The sequence below is a fragment of the Lentzea pudingi genome (assembly GCF_014646255.1).
Classification (GTDB): Bacteria; Actinomycetota; Actinomycetes; order Mycobacteriales; family Pseudonocardiaceae; genus Lentzea; species Lentzea pudingi.
The window spans coordinates 98835-119546 of sequence record NZ_BMNC01000021.1 but is presented as its reverse complement, the minus strand read 5'-3'; the positions used below and the strand labels follow the sequence as shown (position 1 = coordinate 119546).

13 protein-coding genes are annotated in these 20712 nt (G+C 68.8%); 7 read left to right on the top strand and 6 right to left on the bottom strand.

The genetic code is table 11. From position 1 onward, the window contains the following. Positions 1-398: 398 nt before the first annotated feature. Both IEY88_RS39715 and glnA read right to left on the bottom strand, forming a co-directional pair. Positions 399-3929, bottom strand: a complete 3531-nt coding sequence (locus tag IEY88_RS39715; protein WP_189160083.1) for an FkbM family methyltransferase — start codon at positions 3927-3929, stop codon at positions 399-401. A 19-nt stretch (positions 3930-3948) separates the two neighbouring features. Beyond that, complete coding sequence (gene glnA, locus IEY88_RS39710; protein WP_189160082.1) at positions 3949-5292, bottom strand: type I glutamate--ammonia ligase; 1344 nt, start codon at positions 5290-5292, stop codon at positions 3949-3951. Between the two features lie 41 nt (positions 5293-5333). On the opposite strand from glnA, the gene IEY88_RS39705 reads away from it, so the two are divergent. Further along, a complete protein-coding gene (locus tag IEY88_RS39705; RefSeq protein WP_189160081.1) occupies positions 5334-5969 on the top strand; it encodes an LppX_LprAFG lipoprotein in 636 nt (211 codons plus the stop codon). Then, positions 5969-7483, top strand: coding sequence for an MFS transporter (locus tag IEY88_RS39700; protein WP_189160080.1), 1515 nt, complete (start codon positions 5969-5971; stop codon positions 7481-7483). Before IEY88_RS39705 ends, IEY88_RS39700 begins: the two co-directional genes overlap by 1 nt. On the opposite strand, the gene IEY88_RS39695 is transcribed toward IEY88_RS39700, so the two are convergent. Together IEY88_RS39695 and IEY88_RS39690 are read right to left on the bottom strand one after the other, a co-directional pair. Then, complete coding sequence (locus IEY88_RS39695; RefSeq protein WP_189160079.1) at positions 7438-8961, bottom strand: alpha/beta hydrolase; 1524 nt, start codon at positions 8959-8961, stop codon at positions 7438-7440. The two genes, IEY88_RS39700 and IEY88_RS39695, sit on opposite strands and share 46 nt — an antisense overlap. Continuing rightward, the gene (locus IEY88_RS39690; protein WP_189160078.1) at positions 8962-10524 is read right to left on the bottom strand and encodes an alpha/beta hydrolase; all 1563 of its coding nucleotides are present in this window, start codon (positions 10522-10524) and stop codon (positions 8962-8964) included. A 29-nt stretch (positions 10525-10553) separates the two neighbouring features. Between IEY88_RS39690 and IEY88_RS39685 the strand changes: the two genes are divergently transcribed. The 3 genes from IEY88_RS39685 (at position 10554) to IEY88_RS39675 (ending at position 14724) form a co-directional block, all read left to right on the top strand. Then, positions 10554-12266 carry an NAD+ synthase gene (locus tag IEY88_RS39685; protein ID WP_189160077.1) on the top strand — a complete coding sequence of 571 codons (1713 nt, stop codon included), beginning with the start codon at positions 10554-10556 and terminating at the stop codon, positions 12264-12266. Positions 12267-12883: 617 nt separating this feature from the next. Continuing rightward, positions 12884-14074, top strand: a complete 1191-nt coding sequence (locus IEY88_RS39680; RefSeq protein WP_189160076.1) for a sensor histidine kinase — start codon at positions 12884-12886, stop codon at positions 14072-14074. Between the two features lie 2 nt (positions 14075-14076). Then, complete coding sequence (locus IEY88_RS39675; RefSeq protein WP_189160075.1) at positions 14077-14724, top strand: response regulator; 648 nt, start codon at positions 14077-14079, stop codon at positions 14722-14724. 6 nt (positions 14725-14730) lie between these two features. On the opposite strand, the gene lysX is transcribed toward IEY88_RS39675, so the two are convergent. Then, positions 14731-18033 (bottom strand): bifunctional lysylphosphatidylglycerol synthetase/lysine--tRNA ligase LysX, encoded by a 3303-nt coding sequence (gene lysX, locus IEY88_RS39670; protein WP_189160074.1) that lies wholly within the window; start codon positions 18031-18033, stop codon positions 14731-14733. Between lysX and IEY88_RS39665 the strand changes: the two genes are divergently transcribed. After that, positions 17995-18855, top strand: coding sequence for an alpha/beta hydrolase (locus tag IEY88_RS39665; protein ID WP_189160073.1), 861 nt, complete (start codon positions 17995-17997; stop codon positions 18853-18855). The genes lysX and IEY88_RS39665 overlap by 39 nt on opposite strands. A 117-nt stretch (positions 18856-18972) precedes the next feature. Continuing rightward, positions 18973-19827 (top strand): 3-methyl-2-oxobutanoate hydroxymethyltransferase, encoded by an 855-nt coding sequence (gene panB, locus IEY88_RS39660; RefSeq protein WP_189160072.1) that lies wholly within the window; start codon positions 18973-18975, stop codon positions 19825-19827. A 9-nt stretch (positions 19828-19836) separates the two neighbouring features. On the opposite strand, the gene IEY88_RS39655 is transcribed toward panB, so the two are convergent. Then, entirely contained in the window at positions 19837-20694 is an 858-nt protein-coding gene (locus IEY88_RS39655) for a glutathione S-transferase family protein (protein WP_189160071.1), read from the bottom strand. Positions 20695-20712: the final 18 nt, after the last annotated feature.

The following is a 20712-nucleotide window of genomic DNA, read 5'->3' as shown; positions in this document are numbered from 1 at the left end:
ATTCATATATTACTGGCTGTGTTTCGGCACGCTGTTGAGTTCTCAAAGAACACGCGCTCACCGGTTCCAGTCTCCATTTCCGGAGGCTTTCTCTCGGGGCTTGTGTTGAAAGCTTAGCCAGTTCGTTTTCGCTTTGTCAAATCGGCCATTTTGGCGATTCAGGCTCGGCGCAAACTCGCTTCGCATTCAGTTTTTGGCTTGGTTCAGAAGTTATCTGAGTGGCTTTCCCGGTGTCAAATCGGGGTCATTTTCAGATCCCGGACAGCACGTTAGACCGCTTATTTACTTCTGGGGGTTTGACGCCGTGGAACTCTACTCGGCCCGATCCGCGGTGTCAACCGCTCGTTCCGTGGTCCCGCTTGCGACCTGGAGAAAGGTACTCACGGGGACGATCAAAGTCAAATCGCCTGGTCAGCGGGCTGCTTGATCGGCACGGACGGCGTCGGGGCAGCCGGCTTGGCCCCGATCGGCCGCGGCCGCAGCCACAGGGTGATGGAGCGAAGTCCTTCCATCGCCCGCACGATCTGGTCCGCGGGAGCGGGCTGACGGGTCGCGACCGGCACCAGGTCGTAGCCCCAGACGCCGAACTCCTTGAGCACCGTCACCGGATCGTCACCGAGATCGGCCGTCGCGGTCGCGGAGAACTCGAGGAACACGTGCGGCCTGTCGCGGCGCAACAGCCGGACGAGTCCCGCGAGAGCGCGATGCCCACGTCCAGGCGTGTCGACCCGCACGACGGAAAGCTTCATCCCCTGCACCAGGGCGATGTCTTCGAGCGTCTTGTCGAGGCGCAGCGACTTCACGCGTGCGACGTCCTCGCCGGCGTCATCGGACAACGGCGACACGGACACACCACCGGTCAACGTCGGCGACACCGCCAGCTCGCCCGCGCTCTCCCACGCCGCGCCCTCGACCACGGTGAGACGATCGGCGACAGCAGCAGGAAGGTTCGCCGAGACGTTGTGCCTCAAAAGCGCGGCGGCGGAAGCGTCCGGCTCCACGGCGACAACAGCGCCCATCAGGCCGAGTCGCGACAACACGCGAATCGAGTGGTAGCCGACGTACGCGCCGACGTCGAGGAAGATCCCGTCCGGCTCCAGCACCGAATCGAGCAGTTCGGCGAGGTCGGGCTCCCACACGCCGTTGGACGACAACAGCGGGAGCATGAACGCGTCGTCGGAGGGCAGCCGCATCATGCCTGCGTCGCACAACACCAACGACGAACGCACCGCGGGCGCGTCACCAGCGGTCTCGTGCTGACGCACTACCACGCGACGCAACGCATCCGCGGTCTGTTGTGCCTGGTGAGCGGTGCGCAGTGCGGCGTCCAGCCGGGAATCGCGCTCGCGGAACACCTCGACGACCTTGGACTCCAGCCCGTCGATCCGGTCGAGGGTCCGGTCCAGGGCCATGGTCAGCTTGTCGATCCGTTCGGCCAGCACCTCGTCCGACTTCGCGCGCTTGGCGGCCTCGGCGACGACCGCGTCCTCGACGTCGCGCTGGCGGCGGCCCTGACCGGCCATGTCCGCGCGCACGCGCACGACTCCGTCGTCGACCCCGACCAGCTGGTCGACGAAGTGCGACTGCCGTGCCGCGACCTGCTCGACCTCGGCGCGGAGCAGTTCGAGTTCGCCGGCGCCGACCCCGGCTTTCAGCGCGTCCTGCCGGTTGACCAGCTCGGACACCGTGCGCTCGACCCCGTCGATCAGGGTGTGCAGCACCTGGCGCATGTGGTTGTCGTAGTGGTCCAGCGCGCGCAGCACGACCTTGCGCAGCGCGGGTGCCATCGGCGTCCGGCTGGGACCGTCGACGGTCGGTTGCCGCAGTAAGGCGTGCTTGGCCGACTGCAGGGCGAGCATCGGGTCGACCTCGTCCTTCGGCTTCGGCCGGCGGGCTCGCCACCCGCGGTACGCGTGCTCGACGCGTTCGCGCAGGACTTCCGCCACGCGTGCGACCGACCGCACGGACAACACGTGCTGACGGCCGGCCGTACCGAGCGCGGCAGCCGTGGGCAGGTCATCGGCCAGGGAACGCAGCAACTTCGCGGCGGCCTGCACGTCCGGTTCGGCGCCCTGGTGACACGGCACGAGAACAGCCGTCTTGCCGAACAGCTCCGCAACGGCTCCGTGGTCGGACGCGACGACGGGGACTCCCCGCACCGCGAGCTCGGCCAGGCGCAACGCGATCCGGTCGTCCGCGCCTCCCCGGTGCAACGACACCACGGCGTCGGCGACGGCACTCACGTCCAGGTCCTCGACTAGCGAGATCCGCTGGTCGGAAGCCGTGGCGAGGCGCAGGCGCTCGGCCGCCTCCGGGTGTTCGGCGGCACCGGACACCGCGATCCGCAGCTCGACGTCGGTGCGATCGGGGAACGCCGTCAGGAACGCCGACACGGCACCGAGCACGTTGCCGGGCCTGTCCAGGTCGTGATCCGCTATCGCCGCGAACACCACCACTTCGCCGGACTCGAACTCACGCGCGCCAACGTCGCGCACGGGTACGGGCACCACACGCACGATGGGCCCGCCGATGCGTTCGGCGGCTGCTCGCGACACCTCGGATGAAACCCATAGTTCGTTCACGCCGGTGCGGTCGTCCGCAGCCGTGGCGTCCAACGCGACCTCGACGACGAACCGGCCGGGCGGCACCTCATCAGCAGAAGAAGCGCGCACGACCACGGGATATCCGGCGGAGTCCGACACCGGCAGGCCGGACGCCCGCGCGGCGGCGAGCACCAGTTCCGCGAGCGGCCCCGAGCCGACGACGGACACGCCGAGCTGGTCGAGCAGCGCCGGTCCCTCCGACCGGGGCTGCGGCACGGCGGGCGCGGGCAACCGCCCGGAAGCGACGCCGACACCGGCGCACCACTCGCGCCAGGCGTCCGCGTCCGCGCCAAAGGGCGCCGGGAACTGCTGTCGCAAGGACGAATCCGCACGCCAGACCGCGTCGGCCCAGCGCGTGCCACCGCTCTCGGTCGGTTCGCACGCCCAGATGAGGAACCCGCCGCCACCGTCCTCGCCGAACGCGGGCGGCGGCGTCAGCACGGACGCCCGGTAGTCGGCCCGCAGCTCGGACGGGATCTGCGTGCCGTCGATCAGCGCGTCGAACCGGTACGGCACCGGCAGCGCGGACCAGCCGTTCCGCACCAGTTCGGCGCGATAGGACTGGCAGAGCTCAGCAACTTCCGCGTGCTCCGAGAGCAGCACACGGGGACGGTCCGCGAAGTCGGCGGACAGCAACCAGGGACGACGGGGGTCGAACCCGCGGAAGTGCACCGTCAGCAGGTCCTGACCGACAACGGCCAGTGCGCCGGACTCGGTGCGGTGCAACGGCCTGTCGGCAACGTTCCACACGGACAGTCCGACCCGTGCGTCACGCACGACGTGGTGCGGCACGATCGCCGGCATGTCCAAAGAAGTCAGGTAGGGCTCAGAACCAGGACCGACGGCGATGAACCCCGGGTCGAACGCGCCCAGGTCGTGCAGCTCCGCGGGCCCGGGCTGCAGCCCGTCGGACGGCAACGGCCGCAACGTGCGTGGCAGCAGCACGACCGGTGCGGTGCGCAACGCCTCCAGCACGAGCTTCGTGAGCGACCCGAACACCTGCACCCACGGGTCGAGGTACAGCACGGGCATGCCCTGCGACAGCAACGCCTCCAGCAGCCGCGGCACCATGGCGGCCTTCAACGCGCCGGCGTCGAGGGCGGTCGCGAGCTCGTGCAGTTCGCCCTCGGCGACACCGATGTCGAGAGGCGTCATCAGCCCCGGCCCCGAGTGCTCCGGCTGCGCGTCGACGACCAGCGCGACGAACCGGCCCTCGGGGTGCTCCGCGAGGAACGAGCTGGACAGGACCTTGACCGCGGGCAGCTCCGCCGCCGTGGCGACGGTGCACGCGCAGATCGTCGGCTGGAACTCGGGTACCTCAGTCACGGAGAGCACGAACCTGGCCTCACAGCATGGGGAGAAGTGTGCGCAACTCGTACGGGGTGACGCTACGACGGTACGCGTCCCACTCGGTCCTCTTGTTGCGCAGGAAGAAGTCGTAGACGTGCTCGCCCAGCGCCTCGGGCAGCAGTTCCGAGTTCTCCATCTCGGCGAGTGCCTCGCCGAGGTTCTGCGGCAGGTTCGAGTACCCCGCCGCACGGCGCTCGCGGTCCGTCAGCGACCACACGTCGTCCTCGGCGGGCGGCGGCAGCTCGTAGCCCTTCTCGATGCCCTTGAGGCCGGCGGCCAGGATCACCGAGTAGGCGAGGTACGGGTTGCACGCGGAGTCCAGGGAACGGATCTCGACGCGGCGCGACGACGACTTGCCCGGTGAGTACATCGGCACACGGACCAATGCCGAGCGGTTCGCGTGACCCCAGCACACGGCCGTGGGGGCTTCACCGCCGACGATCAGGCGCTTGTACGAGTTCACCCACTGGTTCGTGACGCCGGAGATCTCGCGCGCGTGCTTGAGGATGCCCGCGACGAACTGCTTGCCGATGTCGGAGAGCTGGTACGGGTCCTCTTCGTCGTAGAACGCGTTGCGGTCGCCCTCGAAGAGCGAGAAGTGCGTGTGCATGCCCGAGCCCGGCTGGTCCGAGAAGGGCTTGGGCATGAACGAGGCGCGCACGCCCTGCGTGATCGCGACCTCTTTCACCAGGTAGCGGAACGTCATGACGTTGTCCGCCATGGTCAGCGCGTCGGCGTAGCGCAGGTCGATCTCCTGCTGGCCGGGCGCGCCCTCGTGGTGGCTGAACTCGACGGAGATGCCCATGGCCTCCAGCGCCTCGATGGCGTGGCGGCGGAAGTGCGTGGCCGTCTCGTGCGAGGTCTGGTCGAAGAACCCGCCGTTGTCCGCGGGCTCGGGCTCGCTGCCGTCTCCCGGCAGGCCCTTGAGCAGGAAGAACTCGATCTCGGGGTGGACGTAGCAGGTGAAGCCCGCCTCGCTGGCCTTCGACAGCGTGCGGCGCAGCACGTGGCGCGGGTCGGCCCACGACGGGGAGCCGTCCGGCATGGTGATGTCGCAGAACATGCGCGCGGAGTAGTTGGTGCCCTCCGGCGTCTGCCACGGCAGCACCTGGAACGTGCCGGGGTCCGGTTTCGCGACCATGTCCGACTCGTAGACGCGGGCGAAGCCCTCGATCGCGGAGCCGTCGAACCCGATGCCCTCGCTGAAGGCGCCCTCGAGCTCGGCCGGTGCGACCGCCACTGACTTCAAGAAGCCCAGGACGTCCGTGAACCAGAGCCGGACGAACCGGATGTCGCGTTCCTCTAGCGTGCGGAGCACGAACTCCTGCTGGCGGTCCATATGCGGCAGCTTAAGGGCTCGGGACTCTCTACGATCAACGCATGTCGGCACGTTGGTTGTTGGTTTGCGCACTCGCCCTGCTCACGAGCTGCACGTCCGGGGGAGATCTCCCCGATGGTGCGACCTTGCTCTCGAAATCGGCCGAGTCGATGAAGTCGGTCAAGACGGTGCACTTCACCATCAAGGTCGACGGTGAGCTGCCGGACGTGCCGGTGAAGGACGCCGACGGCGACCTCACGTCCGCCGGTGAGTCCAAGGGCAACGCCAAGGTGACGTTCGGCGGGCAGCTGCTGTCCATCGAGTACGTGCTGATCGGCGGAAACCTGCACTTCAAGGGCCCGACCGGCGGGTTCACCAAGCTGCCGGCGGCGTTCGCGGGCCAGGTCTACGACCCCTCGGCCATCCTGAACCCGGACAAGGGCGTCGCGAAGGTCCTGTCCAGCTCGAAGGACGCGAGGACGAAGTCGTCCGGTGACGTGTCGGTGGTCGAGGCGACGGTGCCGAAGGACGTGGCGGCCGGGCTGGTGCCGGGCATCTCCGCGGACGTGAAGGCGACGTTCTCGGTCGACAAGGACAACAAGCTCAAGAACGCGCTGTTCGAGCTTCCCGGTGGTCAGAAGGTCGACATCGGCCTGACGGACTTCGACAAGCCCGTCACCGTGACAGCGCCTGCCTAATGCGAAGAGTCGCTCTCGCCGCGTCCGGCGCGGCGGTACTGCTGGGGGCCCTCGACGCGTACGTCGTCGTCGGGGTCCTCACGGACATGGTGCGCGATCTCGGCATCGCGGTGAACGAGCTGGAGCAGGCGACGCCGATCGTCACCGGGTACCTGCTCGGGTACGTGGCGGGCATGCCGTTGCTCGGGCAGCTGTCGGACCGGTTCGGGCGGCGGTTCGTGCTGCAGGTGTCGCTGCTCGGGTTCCTGGTGGGCTCGGTGATCACGGCTCTTGCCGCTGACGTGCCGCTTCTGGTCGTCGGCCGGGTCGTGCAGGGCCTCGCCGGTGGCGCGTTGCTGCCGGTGACGATGGCGCTGGTCGCGGACCTGTGGGAGGAGCAACGGCGGTCGGCCGCGCTCGGAACCGTGGGTGCCGCACAGGAGCTGGGATCGGTCCTCGGCACGTTGTACGGCATCGCGGTGGCGTCGCTGTTCAACGCGTGGCCGTTGTTCGAGGGCTGGGAGCCGCAGAGCTGGCGGTGGATCTTCTGGGTCAACATCCCGTTGGCGGTCATCGCGATGGTGGTCGTGCAACGGACCGTGCCGAACACACGGCGTGAGGTGCGCATCGACGTCGTGGGCGGGGTGTTGCTGGCTCTTGCTCTGTCGTTGCTGGTGGTGGCGCTCTACAACCCGACGCCTGCCGAGTCCGTGCTGCCGTCGTGGGGCTGGCCGACGCTGATCGCCGCTTTTGTCGTGCTGGGCGGCTTCTTCTTGTGGGAACGCCGTAGTGCCGTGCGGCTCATCGATCCCGAGGGCGTGCAGTGGCGGCCGTTCTGGGCCGTGCTCGGGGTGTCGCTGGCCGCCGGTGCCGCGTTGATGGTGACGCTGGTCGACGTGGAGTTGTTCGCGCAGACCGTGTTGCGGCGCGACTCGGCGTCCGCGGCGACGCTGCTCACGCGGTTCCTGATCGCGTTGCCGGTCGGTGCCGTGCTGGGTGGGTTCCTCGCGTCACGGCTCGGCGACCGCTGGGTGTCGTTCGGCGGGCTCGCGATGGCGTCGGTGTCGTACGTGTTCATCGCGCAGTGGCCCGCTGACGTCAGCGGGTTCGTGCTCACGCGTGACCTGGCCATCGCCGGTTTCGGGCTGGGCCTGGTCATCGCGCCGTTGTCCGGTGCTGTGCTGCGTGTGGTGCCCGCCGTGCGTCACGGCGTGGCGTCGGCGTTCGTCGTCGTCGCGCGCATGACGGGCATGCTCGTCGGTGTGGCGGCGTTGTCCGCGTGGGGACTCCACCGCTTCCGCGAGCTCACGGCAGACCTGGACACACCGCTGCCGTTCGGCGTGGAACCTGCTGAGTTCCAGCGGCGGATGGCCGAGTACCAGCGCGGGCTCACCGAGGCGCTGCTCACCGAGTACCACGAGATCTTCCTGATCACGGCGGTGATTTGCGCGCTCGGAGCGCTGGGTTCGGTCTTCCTGCCGGGGAAGCGTCAGCAGACGGAGTCCGTTTCCGGCAGCCTCAGGTCCACCAGGTAGTTCGTGCCCACGCCGTCCACGCAGCCGATGCCCGCGAGGAACGCCGTGTGCTGGTTCCCGTTGTACGTCAGCAATCGCGCACCGAGGGCCTGAGCGAGGTCCACACCGGACTGGTAGGGCGTCGCCGGGTCGCCGGTCGTCGAGACGACCAGCACCTGCGGCAGCCCCGTCACGTTCGGCGGGTGCGGTTCGGACGTGTGCGGGGCCGGCCAGAACGCGCACGGGCCGAGCGCGGTCTCGTCGGTGGGCACGGTGTCGTTGCCCAGCAGTTCCAACAGCCTCCGACGGTTGGACTCCAGGGTCGCGCGGTCCTTGATCGGCGGTTCGTCGACGCAGCGGATGGCCACGAACGCGTCCTGGATGCGGCTGTAGGTGCCGTCCTGGGCGCGGCCGAGGTACTGGTCGGCGAGCTGCAGCAGGGTGGTGCCCTTGTTCTGCCTCAGCTCCTGCAGACCCTTGAGCGCGGTCTCCCACAACCGGTCCGTGTACATCGCCTGGATGATCGCGGTGTTCGCGTCCGAGTGGGACAGCCTGCGGTCGCCGACCTGCATCGGGGTCTTCTTGAGCGGCTCGATCATCTGGCGGAACTTGGACTCCGCCGTGGTCGTGTCCTTCCCGATGGGGCAGTCGCGCTGGGCGCACCAGCCCGCGAAGCGCTGGAACGACTCCTCGAATCCCTGCGCCTGACGGGCGGACGCGGCCACCTTGTCGGCACTGGTCTCCACAGCTCCGTCGAGCACCATCGCGCGCACGTTGCGAGGGAACATCTCGGCGTACAACGTGCCGATGCGCGTGCCGTAGGAGTAGCCGAGGTAGCTCAGCTTCTTCTCCCCCAGCGCGGCGCGTAGGACGTCGACGTCCCGCACGACGTCACGGGTGCCGACGTTGCGCAGCAGGTCGATGCCGCTGCGTTCGGCACACCGTTCGACGAAGAACTTGTTCTCCTGCTCGGTCTGGTTCGCGCTCTCGCCCTTGGGCCGCAGCCGTTGCGCGTCCCGTTCCGCGTCGGTCAGGCACTGGACGCGGGGCTGGCTCGCCCCCACGCCGCGCGGGTCGAAACCCACCACGTCGAACCGCTTGCCGACCGGGTTGCCGGCCTGCATGTTCGCGACGTGCGACATGCCCGACCCGCCGGGACCGCCGGGGTTCAGCACGAGCGAGCCGACCCTCCGGTCCTTCTCGGTGGCGGGCCGGCGCAGCAGTCCCACCGTGATCGTTCCCGCGTCCGGCTTCTCGTAGTCGAGCGGAACCGCCAAGCGCGCGCACTGGATGCCCTCGCGCTCGTACAGCCCCTTGCTCTTCGCATCGGTCGCGTAGGGCTGACACGCACCCCATGACAACACCTGCGCGTAGAAGCGTTCGATGCCCTTGCGTCCGGCGACGGGCTTGCCGTCGATGCGCGCGTAGGACGTGGACGTACCGAGCAGAACGATCAAGGCGAACAAGGCCGCGGTGACTCGGGATCGCCTCTTCGTCATTTAGGCGCACCGGGTTCCGTCGGCGGGCAACGTCTGGTCGATCAGGTACTTCACACCGGCGGAGTCCACGCACTGGTCACCCTGCAGGAAGACCGTGTGCTGGACGCCTTCGAACGTGAGCAGCCGCGAGTTGAGCGCTTTGGCCAGGTTCACGCCCGCCTCGTAGGGCGTGGCCGGGTCACCGGTCGTGGAGATGACCAGCAGCGGCGGGATGCCGTCAGCCTTGGGTGGGCCCGTGCGCGCGGTCACCGGAGCCGGCCAGAACGCGCACGAGTCGAGGGCCGCACCCGGAGGGTTGCCGTCGTCGAGGAACGGCGCTGCCGCCTTGTACTGCTTCTGGGTCTCGAGCAGCGCGTTCTTGTCCGTCAGCCGTGCGTCGTCCACGCAGTGCACTGCGTTGAATGCGTCGGTGATGGTCGAGTACTGGCCCTGCTCGTCGCGGTCGAAGTAGGCGTCGGCGAGCCGCAGCATCGTGGAGCCCTTGCCGTTCGTCAGCTCCTGGAGGCCCGTGAGCAGGATCGGCCAGAGCTGTTCCGAGTACATCGCCTGGATCGCGGCGGTGATGGCGTCGTTGTAGGACAGCCTGCGGTCGCCCACGTCCACCGGTTTCTGGATCAACGGTGTGGTGAGCTGCCGGAAGCTCGCGTTGGCGTCGGCGCCGAGGGGGCAGTCCTTCTTGCCTCGGCACCACTTCACGAACTCGTCGAACGCCTTCTGGAAGCCGGCCGCCTGTGCGACCAGCGACGCGAGCTGGTCCTGGGTCGGGTCGACGGCACCGTCGAGGATGAGCGCGCGCACGTTCTGGGGGAAGGTCTCGGCGTATTCAGTGCCTATGCGGGTGCCGTACGAGTACCCGACGTAGCTCAGCTTCGCGTCGCCGAGCGCAGAGCGGAGGACATCCATGTCCTTAACTACGTCCCGCGTGCCCAAATTGGCGAGCATTGACGCACCGAATTTTGTACCGGCGGCACACTTCTCGGCATACGCCTTGTTCTCTTGCTCCGTTTGGGCGATTCCGGCCGGAGAAGTGTCCGTGTCGAGGTCCAAACGCTCCGCGTCGCGCTCCGGTCCGGTGAGGCAGCTGACCGCCGGCTCGCTCGCGCCGATGCCCCGCGGGTCGAATCCGATGAGGTCGAACTTCGCCGCGAGCTCGGTCTTGCGGTAGGCCGCGACCATGCCGGCGGCCGACGCCATGCCGGACGCGCCGGGGCCGCCGGGGTTCGTGAGCAACGAGCCGATCTTCTGCCCCGTGGCCTTGTACCGGAGGACGCCGATGGTGATCGTGTCGCCGGTTGGCTTGCTGTAGTCGAGGGGAACCCTCAGGCGGGTGCACTCGACGTCACGCCTCTTGCCGTACGCGTCCCGGCTCGACCCCGTCGTGGCGTACGGCTCGCAGTTCTCCCAGGCGAGCTGCTGGCCGTAGAACTCCTCCAAACCGGCGGGAACGACACCCGCCGGACCGACCTTTTCGAAGGTCACGCCCGGTTTGGCGGCCCCTTCGACGATCGACGTGCAGGACGCGAGCAGCGGAATGACGAGCAACACGCTCAAGAGACGGGCCACAGCCCGATGGTATGGGAGATGATGAGGGCATGCCGCAGCTTCGGATCGCGCTGGCCCAGGTCAACGCCACTGTTGGTGATCTTCAGGGCAACGCGTCGCTGGTCGTGGACTGGACGCGCAAGGCCCGCGAGGGCGGTGCTCACGTCGCCGTGTTCCCCGAGATGGTGCTGACCGGGTACCCGGTCGAGGACCTGGCGATCCGGACCTCGTTCGCGCGCGCCTCGGCGGAGGCCCTGGAGACGCTGGCGGGTTCCCTCGAGGCCGCGGGCCTGGGTGACGTCGCCGCCGTCGTCGGCTACCTGGAGCACGACTCCGTCGGCCCGCGCAACGCCGTCGCCGTGCTGCACGGCGGACGCGTCGTCGCGCGGCAGAGCAAGCACCACCTGCCGAACTACGGCGTGTTCGACGAGCGCCGGTACTTCAAGCCGGGTTCGTCGCTGGACATCGTGCGGATCAACGGTGTCGAGGTCGGCATGGTGATCTGCGAGGACCTGTGGCAGGACGGCGGCCCGATCACCGCTCTCGGTGACGCCGGCGTCGACGTCGTGGTCTCGCCCAACGCCTCGCCCTACGAGCGCAACAAGGACGACCAGCGCCTACCGCTGGTCGCACGCCGCGCCGCCGAGGCCCACGCCCCGCTCGCCTACTGCAACCTGGTCGGCGGCCAGGACGAGCTCGTGTTCGACGGCGACTCGCTGGTCGTGTCCGCAGAGGGCCGCCTGGTCGGGCGCGCGCCGCAGTTCGTCGAGCACCTGATGTTCGTGGACTTCGACCTGCCGGGCGGCCGCGAGTACGAACAGGGCCAGATCGGCGACTTCTACGTGCGCCGCGTGTTCCTCTCGGATGCGGTCCCTGCATACGAACCGTTGCCCGCACCTCGCGTGTTCGAACCGCTGTCCGACGAGGCAGAGGTGTGGCACGCACTCGTGACGGGCCTGCGCGACTACGTGCACAAGAACGGCTTCCGGTCCGTGGTGCTCGGCCTGTCCGGCGGCATCGACTCGGCCGTGGTCGCCTCTCTGGCCGTGGACGCCCTAGGCGCCGACGCGGTCTACGGCGTCTCGATGCCGTCCTCGTACTCGTCGGAACACTCGCGCTCGGACGCGTCCGACATGGCAGAACGCACCGGCCTGCACTTCACCACCGAACCGATCGGCGAGATGGTCGACGTGTACGTCTCGCAGCTGAAGCTGACAGGCCTCGCCGAGGAGAACATCCAGGCCAGGTGCCGCGGCATGCTGCTGATGGCGCTGTCGAACCAGCATGGGCATTTGGTTTTGGCGACGGGCAACAAGTCCGAGCTCGCGGTCGGCTACTCGACCATCTACGGCGACGCGGTAGGCGGCTACGCCCCGATCAAGGACGTGCTGAAGACCCTGGTCTGGGACCTGGCGAAGTGGCGCAACGCCGAGGCCGAGAAGCGCGGCGAGAACCCGCCCATCCCGGAGAACTCGATCTCCAAGCCCCCCTCGGCCGAACTGCGCCCAGGCCAGGTCGACACCGACTCGCTCCCGGACTACGAGATCCTCGACGCACTGCTGGACGACTACGTCCACTGCGACCGCGGCTACGACGCCCTGCTGGCAGCCGGACACTCGCCCGAACTGGTCGACCGGGTGCTGCGGATGGTCGACAAGGCCGAGTACAAGCGCCGCCAGTACCCGCCGGGCACGAAGATCTCGAACAAGGCGTTCGGGCGGGACCGGAGGCTGCCGATCACGAGCGGGTGGCGCGAGGGCTGATCGGCTCGGCACCAGCCGGGCGAGAGGGGCTGGTGCTGGCTGTGCCGGGCGCGGCGACGAGTGCGGCGTGTGGTGCGGGTGCCGGGTGCGGCGCGGTGCCGGGTGCGGCGCGGTGCCGGGTGCGGCGCGGTGCCGGGTGCGGCGGGCACTTGCATGGTGTCAACCGCACTCGCCAACGCAGACCAATCTCGGACCAGGCCCGGCGCGCGGTGCCAACCGGTAAGCCAGCAATGCAAGCCGCCCATCTACGAGTCCTGGCGTGGCGATGCGCAGCGAGCCGTGTGAACCTCGTGCACCCTGGTTGCGGTGGGCCCAGTGAAGGGCGATTGGGGCTTTACCTTGAGGGGGCGGGATGCCACCCTCACGGGCACGGCCGGGCGCTTCTCAGCCCGGCCTTTTCCGGCCGTCTACGCATCCCGCCAGAGGCTCAAGGTCAAGCCCCAATCGCTAGCCCTTGATCCGTCATGACCCGCGCAAGCACCCTCGCAAGGCAACCGTGGCCCCAGGGACGCAACCAACCCCGCTGGAACCGGCACCAGCGACCAAAAGCCGACCCGCGTCAGGAGTAGAGCCTGCTCCACCGCGCGAGCCCAGACCGCCCAGCTACGTTTCTCCACATGAAACGGATCTGGGCAGCGCTGATCTACCTGGCGACCGGCCTGCTGACGGCCATCGCCTCCTGGCTGGCCATCGGCATCCTCCTGCTGTCCGTGGTGATCCTCCCGCTACTCCCGATCACCGCCCCCCACATCCGCCGAATCGTCGACTTCGACCGACAACGCCTAACCCGCTACACCGGCGACCGAACCCCCTCACCGCCACCGCTCGACGGCCCATGGCTGCACCGAGCACAACGAGTCCTGGCCGACCCGGACAGCCGCAGAGACGGCCTCTGGCTGATCACCCACGCCCTGTTCGGCACCCTCTTCGGGTCGATAGCGATCGGCATCCCCGGTGCGCTGGTCCAGCAGCCGATCGTCCTGCTGACCTGGTGGGCGAGTCCGGCCGGGATCGAGAACTCGTTCGGCCTGCGCGTCGACTCGTGGCCGAAGGCGTTGCTGAGCGTGCCGATCGCGATCGTGCTCACCCTGATCCTCCTCCAGCTCCCGAAACTGGCGGACCTGGACGCGAAGTGGGCGAAGAAAATGCTGGCTCCACCAAAAGCGTCACTGGAGAAGCGCCTGGCCGAGGTCGTCGCGACCAGAGCAGCCGCACTCCAGGCGCACGGAGCCGAACTGCGCCGCATCGAGCGGAACCTGCACGACGGCACCCAGAACAAGCTGGTCGGCGTGGTCATGATGCTCGGCATCGCGGAACGCACCCTCAAGCAGAACCCCGACAACGCGCTGGCAGCATTGCTGAGGGCCCAGGACGCGGCGGGTGACGCTCTCGAAGAACTTCGGAACGTCGTGCGCAGCATCCACCCGCCGGTGCTGGAGGATCTGGGACTGGACGGGGCGATCCAGGCGCTGGCGGCGCGGTGTCCGGTGCCGTGCGTGCTGCAGGCCGATCATCTCGGCCGGTTGCCCGCGGCGGTGGAGGCGGCGGCGTACTTCGCGGTGGCCGAGGCGCTCACCAACGTGGCCAAGCACAGCGGCGCGCGGCATGCGTGGGTCAGTCTGGGCATCAACGGCGACCAGCTCACCGTCATCGTGCACGACGACGGCAAGGGTGGCGCGGACGAGAAGCGGGGGACGGGGTTGGACGGCATTCGCGGCAGGGTGGCGGCGTTGGACGGCAACGCGGAGATGAGCAGTCCCGAGGGCGGGCCTACCGTGCTCACCGTCGTGCTGCCGGTGGGGAGGTGACCATGCGCATCGTGATCGCGGAAGACGACGCGCTGCTCCGCGAGGGGCTGACGTTGTTGTTGCGCAACGAAGGCCTCGAAGTGGCGGCAGCTGCGGACAACCCCGTGGACTTCCTCGACGCCGTGGCCGAGCACGAGCCGGACATCGCCGTGGTCGACGTGCGGATGCCACCGACGTTCACGGACGAAGGCCTCAAGGCCGCCGTGGAGGCACGGCGCAGGCACCCGAAACTGGCCGTGCTCGTCCTCAGCGCCTGGGTCGAGCAGAGCTACGCGCACGAACTGCTCGCCGGCACCAGCGGCGGCGTCGGCTACCTGCTCAAGGAACGCGTCGGCAAGGTCGCGGACTTCCTCGACTCGCTGCACCGCGTCGCGAACGGCGGCACGGCGCTCGACCCCGAGGTGGTGTCACAACTCCTCGTGCGGCGTCGGTCGGACGACGCGCTCAGCGTGCTGTCACCTCGTGAGCGCGAGGTCCTCGGCCTGATGGCGCAGGGGTTGTCGAACGCCGCCATCGGGGAACGGCTCGTGGTCAGCGCCGGCGCCGTGCACAAGCACGTCGGCAACGTGTTCCTCAAGCTCGGGCTGAACTCCGAGGACGGCGCCGGGGACCGCCGGGTGCAAGCAGTCCTGGCCTACCTGAACCACTGAGCCCGATCACTGCGGCCGGACGAACGGGAAGAGCACGGTCTGCCGGATCGACGTACCGGTCAGCATCATCAGCAACCGGTCGACGCCCATGCCGAGCCCACCGGTCGGCGGCATGCCGTGCTCCAGCGCCCGCAGGAAGTCCTCGTCCAGCTCCATCGCCTCGACGTCACCGGACGCGGCCTTGAGCGACTGGGCCTCCAGCCTTCGCCGCTGCTCCAGCGGGTCGGTCAGCTCCGAGTAGGCCGTGCCGATCTCCGCGCCGAACGCCACCAGGTCCCACCGCTCGGCCAGGCGCGGGTCGACGCGGTGTTGGCGGGTCAGCGGTGACACGGAGGTCGGGAAGTCGACGTAGAAGGTCGGGCCGACCGTGGAAGCCTCGACGAACGAGTCGTACGCCTCCTGCACGAGCTGGCCGTGGTCCCAGTCCTCGTTGATCTCCACGCCTCGGGCGGACAGCAACGAACGCAGGTCCGCGACCGAGGTGTCCGCGGTGACCTCCACGCCCAACGCCGAGGACACCGCCGTGTAGACCGGAACCACCGGCCACTCCCCCGAGATGTCGAACTGGCCCTCGGGTCGCATGGCGACCTCGGTGCCGAACGCCTCGCGGGCCGCGTGCTGGATCAACGTGCGCACCAGGTCGAGCATGACGCGGTAGTCCGCATAGGACTGGTAGGCCTCCAGCATCGTGAACTCGGGGTTGTGGGTGGCGTCCGCGCCCTCGTTGCGGAAGTTGCGGTTCAGCTCGAACACCCGGTCCACGCCCGCGACGCAGAGCCGTTTCAGGTACAGCTCCGGCGCGATGCGCAGGTACATGCGCATGTCGTAGGCGTTGATGTGGGTGACGAACGGCCGTGCGTTCGCGCCGCCGTGCACCGCTTGCAGCATCGGCGTCTCGACTTCGAGGTACTCGTGCGAGTGCAGGAACTCGCGCACGCTGCGGATGACGTCGCTGCGCAGCTTCAACAGGTGCGCGGAGTCCTGGTTCACCACCAGGTCGAGGTAGCGCTGGCGGACGCGGGCCTCCGGGTCGGTGAAGCCCTTCCGTTTGTCCGGCAACGGGTGCAGGCACTTCGCGGTCATCGTCCAGGACGTGGCCAGCACGGAGATCTCGCCGTGGTCGGACTTGACCACCCGGCCGGTCACGCCGACGTGATCACCGAGGTCGACGTCCGACTTCCAGGACGACAGAGCAGAACCCAGTGAATCGACCGCCAACATCAACTGGATCTCGCCGCTGAAGTCCCGCAGCCGCGCGAAGCAGAGCCTGCCCATCTCCCGCAACGCCACCACGCGGCCGGTGACCGAGACCTCCTCGCCGAAGCGTTCCCTGGCTCCCGCAAGGAGATCCGTGCGCGCGAACCCGACCGGGTACGGGTCGACTCCGGCCGCCACCAGCCGTTCGACCTTCGCGATCCGCACGCGGACCTGCTCCGGCCTGCGCACGGACTTCGGTTCGACCCGGATCGCGTCGATCTCCGCGACCTTCAAAGCGAACTCGTCGCTGACGTCCGTCTTCTGCAACGCCCGCTTGCGCAACGACCTCAGCGACGGCACGAAACCCTCGGCGACACCGGCGGCGATGCTGACCCTCGGCAACGAGCGGGAGCGTTGGTAGCAGAGGAAACGCGGCTCCCACTCCGGCAGGTACTTGGCGTTCGACCGGTACAGCGACTCCAGCTGGAAGAACCGCGAGGCCAGGGACAAGACCCGCCGCCACGCCCGCAGCACCGGACCGGCGCCGATCTTCTCGCCCTCCTCGAACACCGCGCGGAACATCGCGAAGTTCAGCGAGATCCGTTGCACGCCGAGGTGTCCGGCGGCGGCCGCGAGCTGGGCGACCATGTACTCGTTGAGGCCGTTCTCCGCCGCCCTGTCACGGCGCATCAGATCAAGAGAAACCCCTCGGCGGCCCCACGGCACGAACGACAGCAGGCCGCGCAACGCACCTGAGGCGTCGTAGGCCTCGACCATCACGCACCGGCCGTCGCTCGGATCTCCCAGGCGCCCCAACGCCATCGAGAACCCGCGTTCGGTCTCGGCACCGCGCCACGCCTCGGCCAGGTCCAGGATGGACGCCATCTCGTCCGGCGCGATCTCGCTGTGCCGGCGGACGCGCGTGGTGTACCCGGCCCGTTCGACGCGCGACACCGCCTGGCGCAGCCCCTTCCGTTCCGGACCGGCCAGGACGAACCGGCGGACGTCCAGGATCGCCTCGTCACCGATCTCCAGGGCCTTCAGCCCGGCTTCGGAGTAGACCTGCGCGCCTCGTTCGGACGCGCCGAGCACGCCCGGCGTCCAGCCGTAGGTGCGTGCCTCGGCGAGCCATGCCAGCACGGCCTCCGGCCAGTGCTCCTCGTCGCCGATCGGGTCGGCGGAGGCCAGCGTCACGCCGCCGATCACCCGGTAGGTCAGCGCCGCCCGGCCGGACGCCGCGAACACCACGCTCTTGTCGCGCCTGGTGGCGAAGTACCCCAGCGAGTCGGGCTCGCCGTCGGCCGCGAGCAGGCGGCGCACGTCGAGCTCCTGGTCACCGGTGATCATCGCTTGGCTGCGGACACCGCGGAAGAACAGGTACATCGCCCGGATCGCGACCAGCACGCCGAACAGGCCCAGCACCACGCTCAGCCACTGCGGGCCCTCGGGGATGTCGAGGCGGCCCAGCCGGACGACCTCACCCGTCGCCTGGTTCGCCGCCCACGCGAGCTTGTCGAGCTGCGCGACCAGCCTGCCGGGGAAGATCTCGGTGAGACCCCAGCCGACGCCGATCAGCACGATCATGCCCAGCACGAACGACACGAGCGCCCGCCGCCACGCCCCACGCGCCACGCGGGCCGGGAACGCCTCGCGCACCACGAACAGCAGCACCACGAACAGCACCGACGTCGTCACCCCGATGCCGAGGAACACCCAGTGCGGTTCCTCGCCGGGATCCAGGACTTCTTCAGGCGCCAGGGCCAAGATGACCATGATGAAGCCGACCAGCACCAGGCCCATGACCTGGAACAGCAGCAGCGTCCACAGCGCCGCTCGCTTGTGCCTGCGCAGGGCGGCGCCGAGGACGAAGAACACCATGGCGATGAACAGGTTGCCGTCGATCGGCAGGCCGAAGAAGTACCCGATGCCGTCCGCGACGTCGGTGAACCAGCTGTCCTCCGGCAGAATCACCCTGAGCAGCGACAACACCCCGGCGAGCTGCACGATCGTCGCGATCGCGCCCGCGGTCTTCCACTTCCACGCCGGTGCCACTACCACTCCCGAGGTCAGCTGATGACCGCCATGATTCCGTCTTCGGCCGGGCGGGTGCATGTCGCCACGTCCGGGCGTGTCGACCGGCCCGTCGTCGTGCTCAGCTCGGGCCTGGGCGGGGCGTGGTTCGACTGGGACCGCACGGTGCGGCTGCTCGAACCACACGCTCGGGTGATCGTGTTCGACCGGCCCGGCCTCGGTATGAGCGGACCCGCCCGGCGCGGGCCGTCACTGGCGCGCGAGGTGGCCGTGCTGGACGCGGTGCTGCGCGGGGTGCCGCGGGCGATCCTGGTCGGGCACTCGATGGCGTCGATGCACGTCGAGGCCTACGCGCGGCTGCGGCCGCACCGGGTCGACGGGGTGATCCTGCTGGACCCCGACGCCGAGGCGCCGGGCGCGGGAGCCCCGTTCGACGTGTCGGCGGTGATCGCGCAGGGCGTGCGGGCGATCGGCAGCCGCTGGCTCGGCGCCCGGATCACGCAGCGGTACGGGCACGCGTTCCGCAACCTGCTGACGGCCGTCTCGACGCTCGGCATGACCGATCCCGCGCCCTCTGACCTGGTCGAACTCGTCTACCGGCGGCCCGGCGTCGGGCGGGCGGTGCTGTGGGAGCTCGCGTCGTACCCCGGCCAGGTGGCGACGCTCGAACGGCTGCGGAAGCGCCGGCCGTTGCCTCGGGTGCCCTGGTTGGTGCTCACGGCCGGACGGAAGGTGTGGCCGGAGCACCGCTCGTTGGCCGCTCTCGTGCCGTGGGGGCGCAACGTGCCCGTGCCCGGCAGCCGCCACATGATTCAGATGGATCGGCCGGACGCCGTGGTCATGGCGGTTCGTGAATCGCTCAAGGGCGTGCCCGACGAGCGATTCGAGGGGCCAGGCGTGTGACGGTGGCCGCATCGCTGTTCCGTTCTTCGCCAACGGTGCCACTCTGGTGTTCGGCAACCGTGCACCAAGCACCCGGGGACCTGCGTACGCGGGCCTCGAGGAAAGGACCGGTCGACGATGACCACTGCCGAAGTTTCCGCGCCGTACGGCTCCGGAGCGGGCCAGAAGCCCCCGGCCAAGCGCGTCCGCGTGCACCACCTGCGTGAGATGAAGGAACGCGGCGAGCCGTGGCCCATGCTCACCTCGTACGACACCTTCACCGCCTCGATCTTCGACGAGGCCGGCATCCCCGTCCTGCTGGTCGGCGACTCGGCGTCGAACACCGTCTACGGCAACGACACCTCCCTGCCGGTCACCGTGGACGAGCTCATCCCGCTCGTACGCGCGGTGACGCGTTCGGTCAAGCGCTCTCTCGTGGTCGCTGACCTGCCGTTCGGCTCCTACCAGGTGTCGGTCGAGCAGGCCGTGGCGACGGCGGTCCGGTTCATGAAGGAAGGCCAGGCCCACGCGGTCAAGCTGGAGGGCGGCGCCTACTTCGCACCGCACATCCGCGCGATCACGGCCGCCGGCATCCCGGTCATGGCGCACATCGGCTTCACCCCGCAGTCCGAGCACCAGCTGGGCGGCTACCGCGTGCAGGGCCGTCACGAGAACCACGACGTGGTGCTGCAGGACGCGGCGGCCGTGCAGGAGGCGGGTGCGTTCGCGGTCGTGCTGGAGATGGTGACCGCCGAGGTCGCGAAGCAGATCACGCACGACCTCGTCATCCCGACCGTGGGCATCGGCGCCGGTCCGGACACCGACGCCCAGGTGCTGGTGTGGCAGGACATGATGGGCCTGAACCGCGGCAAGGCACCCCGGTTCGTCAAGCGCTACGCGGACATCGGCAACGTCATGCTGGGCGCGGCGGCCGAGTTCGCCAACGAGGTGCGCGGGCACCAGTTCCCCGGCCCCGAGCACACCTTCCACTGAGTCTCACCGCTAGCGGGTCCAGACCTCCGGGTCTGGGCCCGCCGGCACGATCCCGCTCGGATTGATGTCGTGGTGCGTCACGTAGTAGTGGCGCTTGATGTGGTCCCAGTTCACCGTGTCCCCGAACTGCGCGTAGAGACGCTTCGCGTACTCCCACAGGTTCGGCATCTCGGTCAGCTTGTTCCGGTTGCACTTGAAGTGGCCGTGGTAGACCGCGTCGAACCTGACCAGCGTGGTCCAGAGCCGGATGTCGGCCTCGGTGAGCTGCTCCCCGACCAGGTGGGTGTGGGTGCCGAGGTGCGCCTCGATGCGGTCCAGTTCGGCGAACAGGTTCGTGTAGGCCTGCTCGTAGGCCTCCTGCGACGTGGCGAAACCGGCCTTGTAGACGCCGTTGTTGACGTTGTGGAAGATCGGCTCGATCCAGGCGTCGATCTGCTCGCGCAGGTGTTCCGGGTAGAGGGTGCTCTCCGGGCGCCACTTCAGGCTGAGGTCCAGGGTGATCTGCGGGTAGTCGTTGGTGACGACCTCACCGGTCGTGGTGTCGATCAGCGCTGGGACGGTGACCCGGCCTTCGTAGCTCGGGTCGGCCTTGTCGTAGGCCTGTTTGAGGTAGTCGATGCCGAGGACGGGGTCGGTGCCCTCGAAACGCCAGCCCTTCTCGTCGCGGATCGGATCGACGACCGCCAGTGAGATGTCGTTTTCGAGGTTGAGCAGCTTGCGCACGATGACCGCGCGATGTGCCCACGGACAGGCGAGGCTGACCGCGAGCCGGTAGCGGCCCGGTTCGGGCTCCGGCCGTGCGGTGAAGCGGTTCGGCTGCCGGACGAACGCCCCCGTGGTGGAGGTCTCCTGCGAGAACTGCGCCATGTGTCCGACGATAGGCCC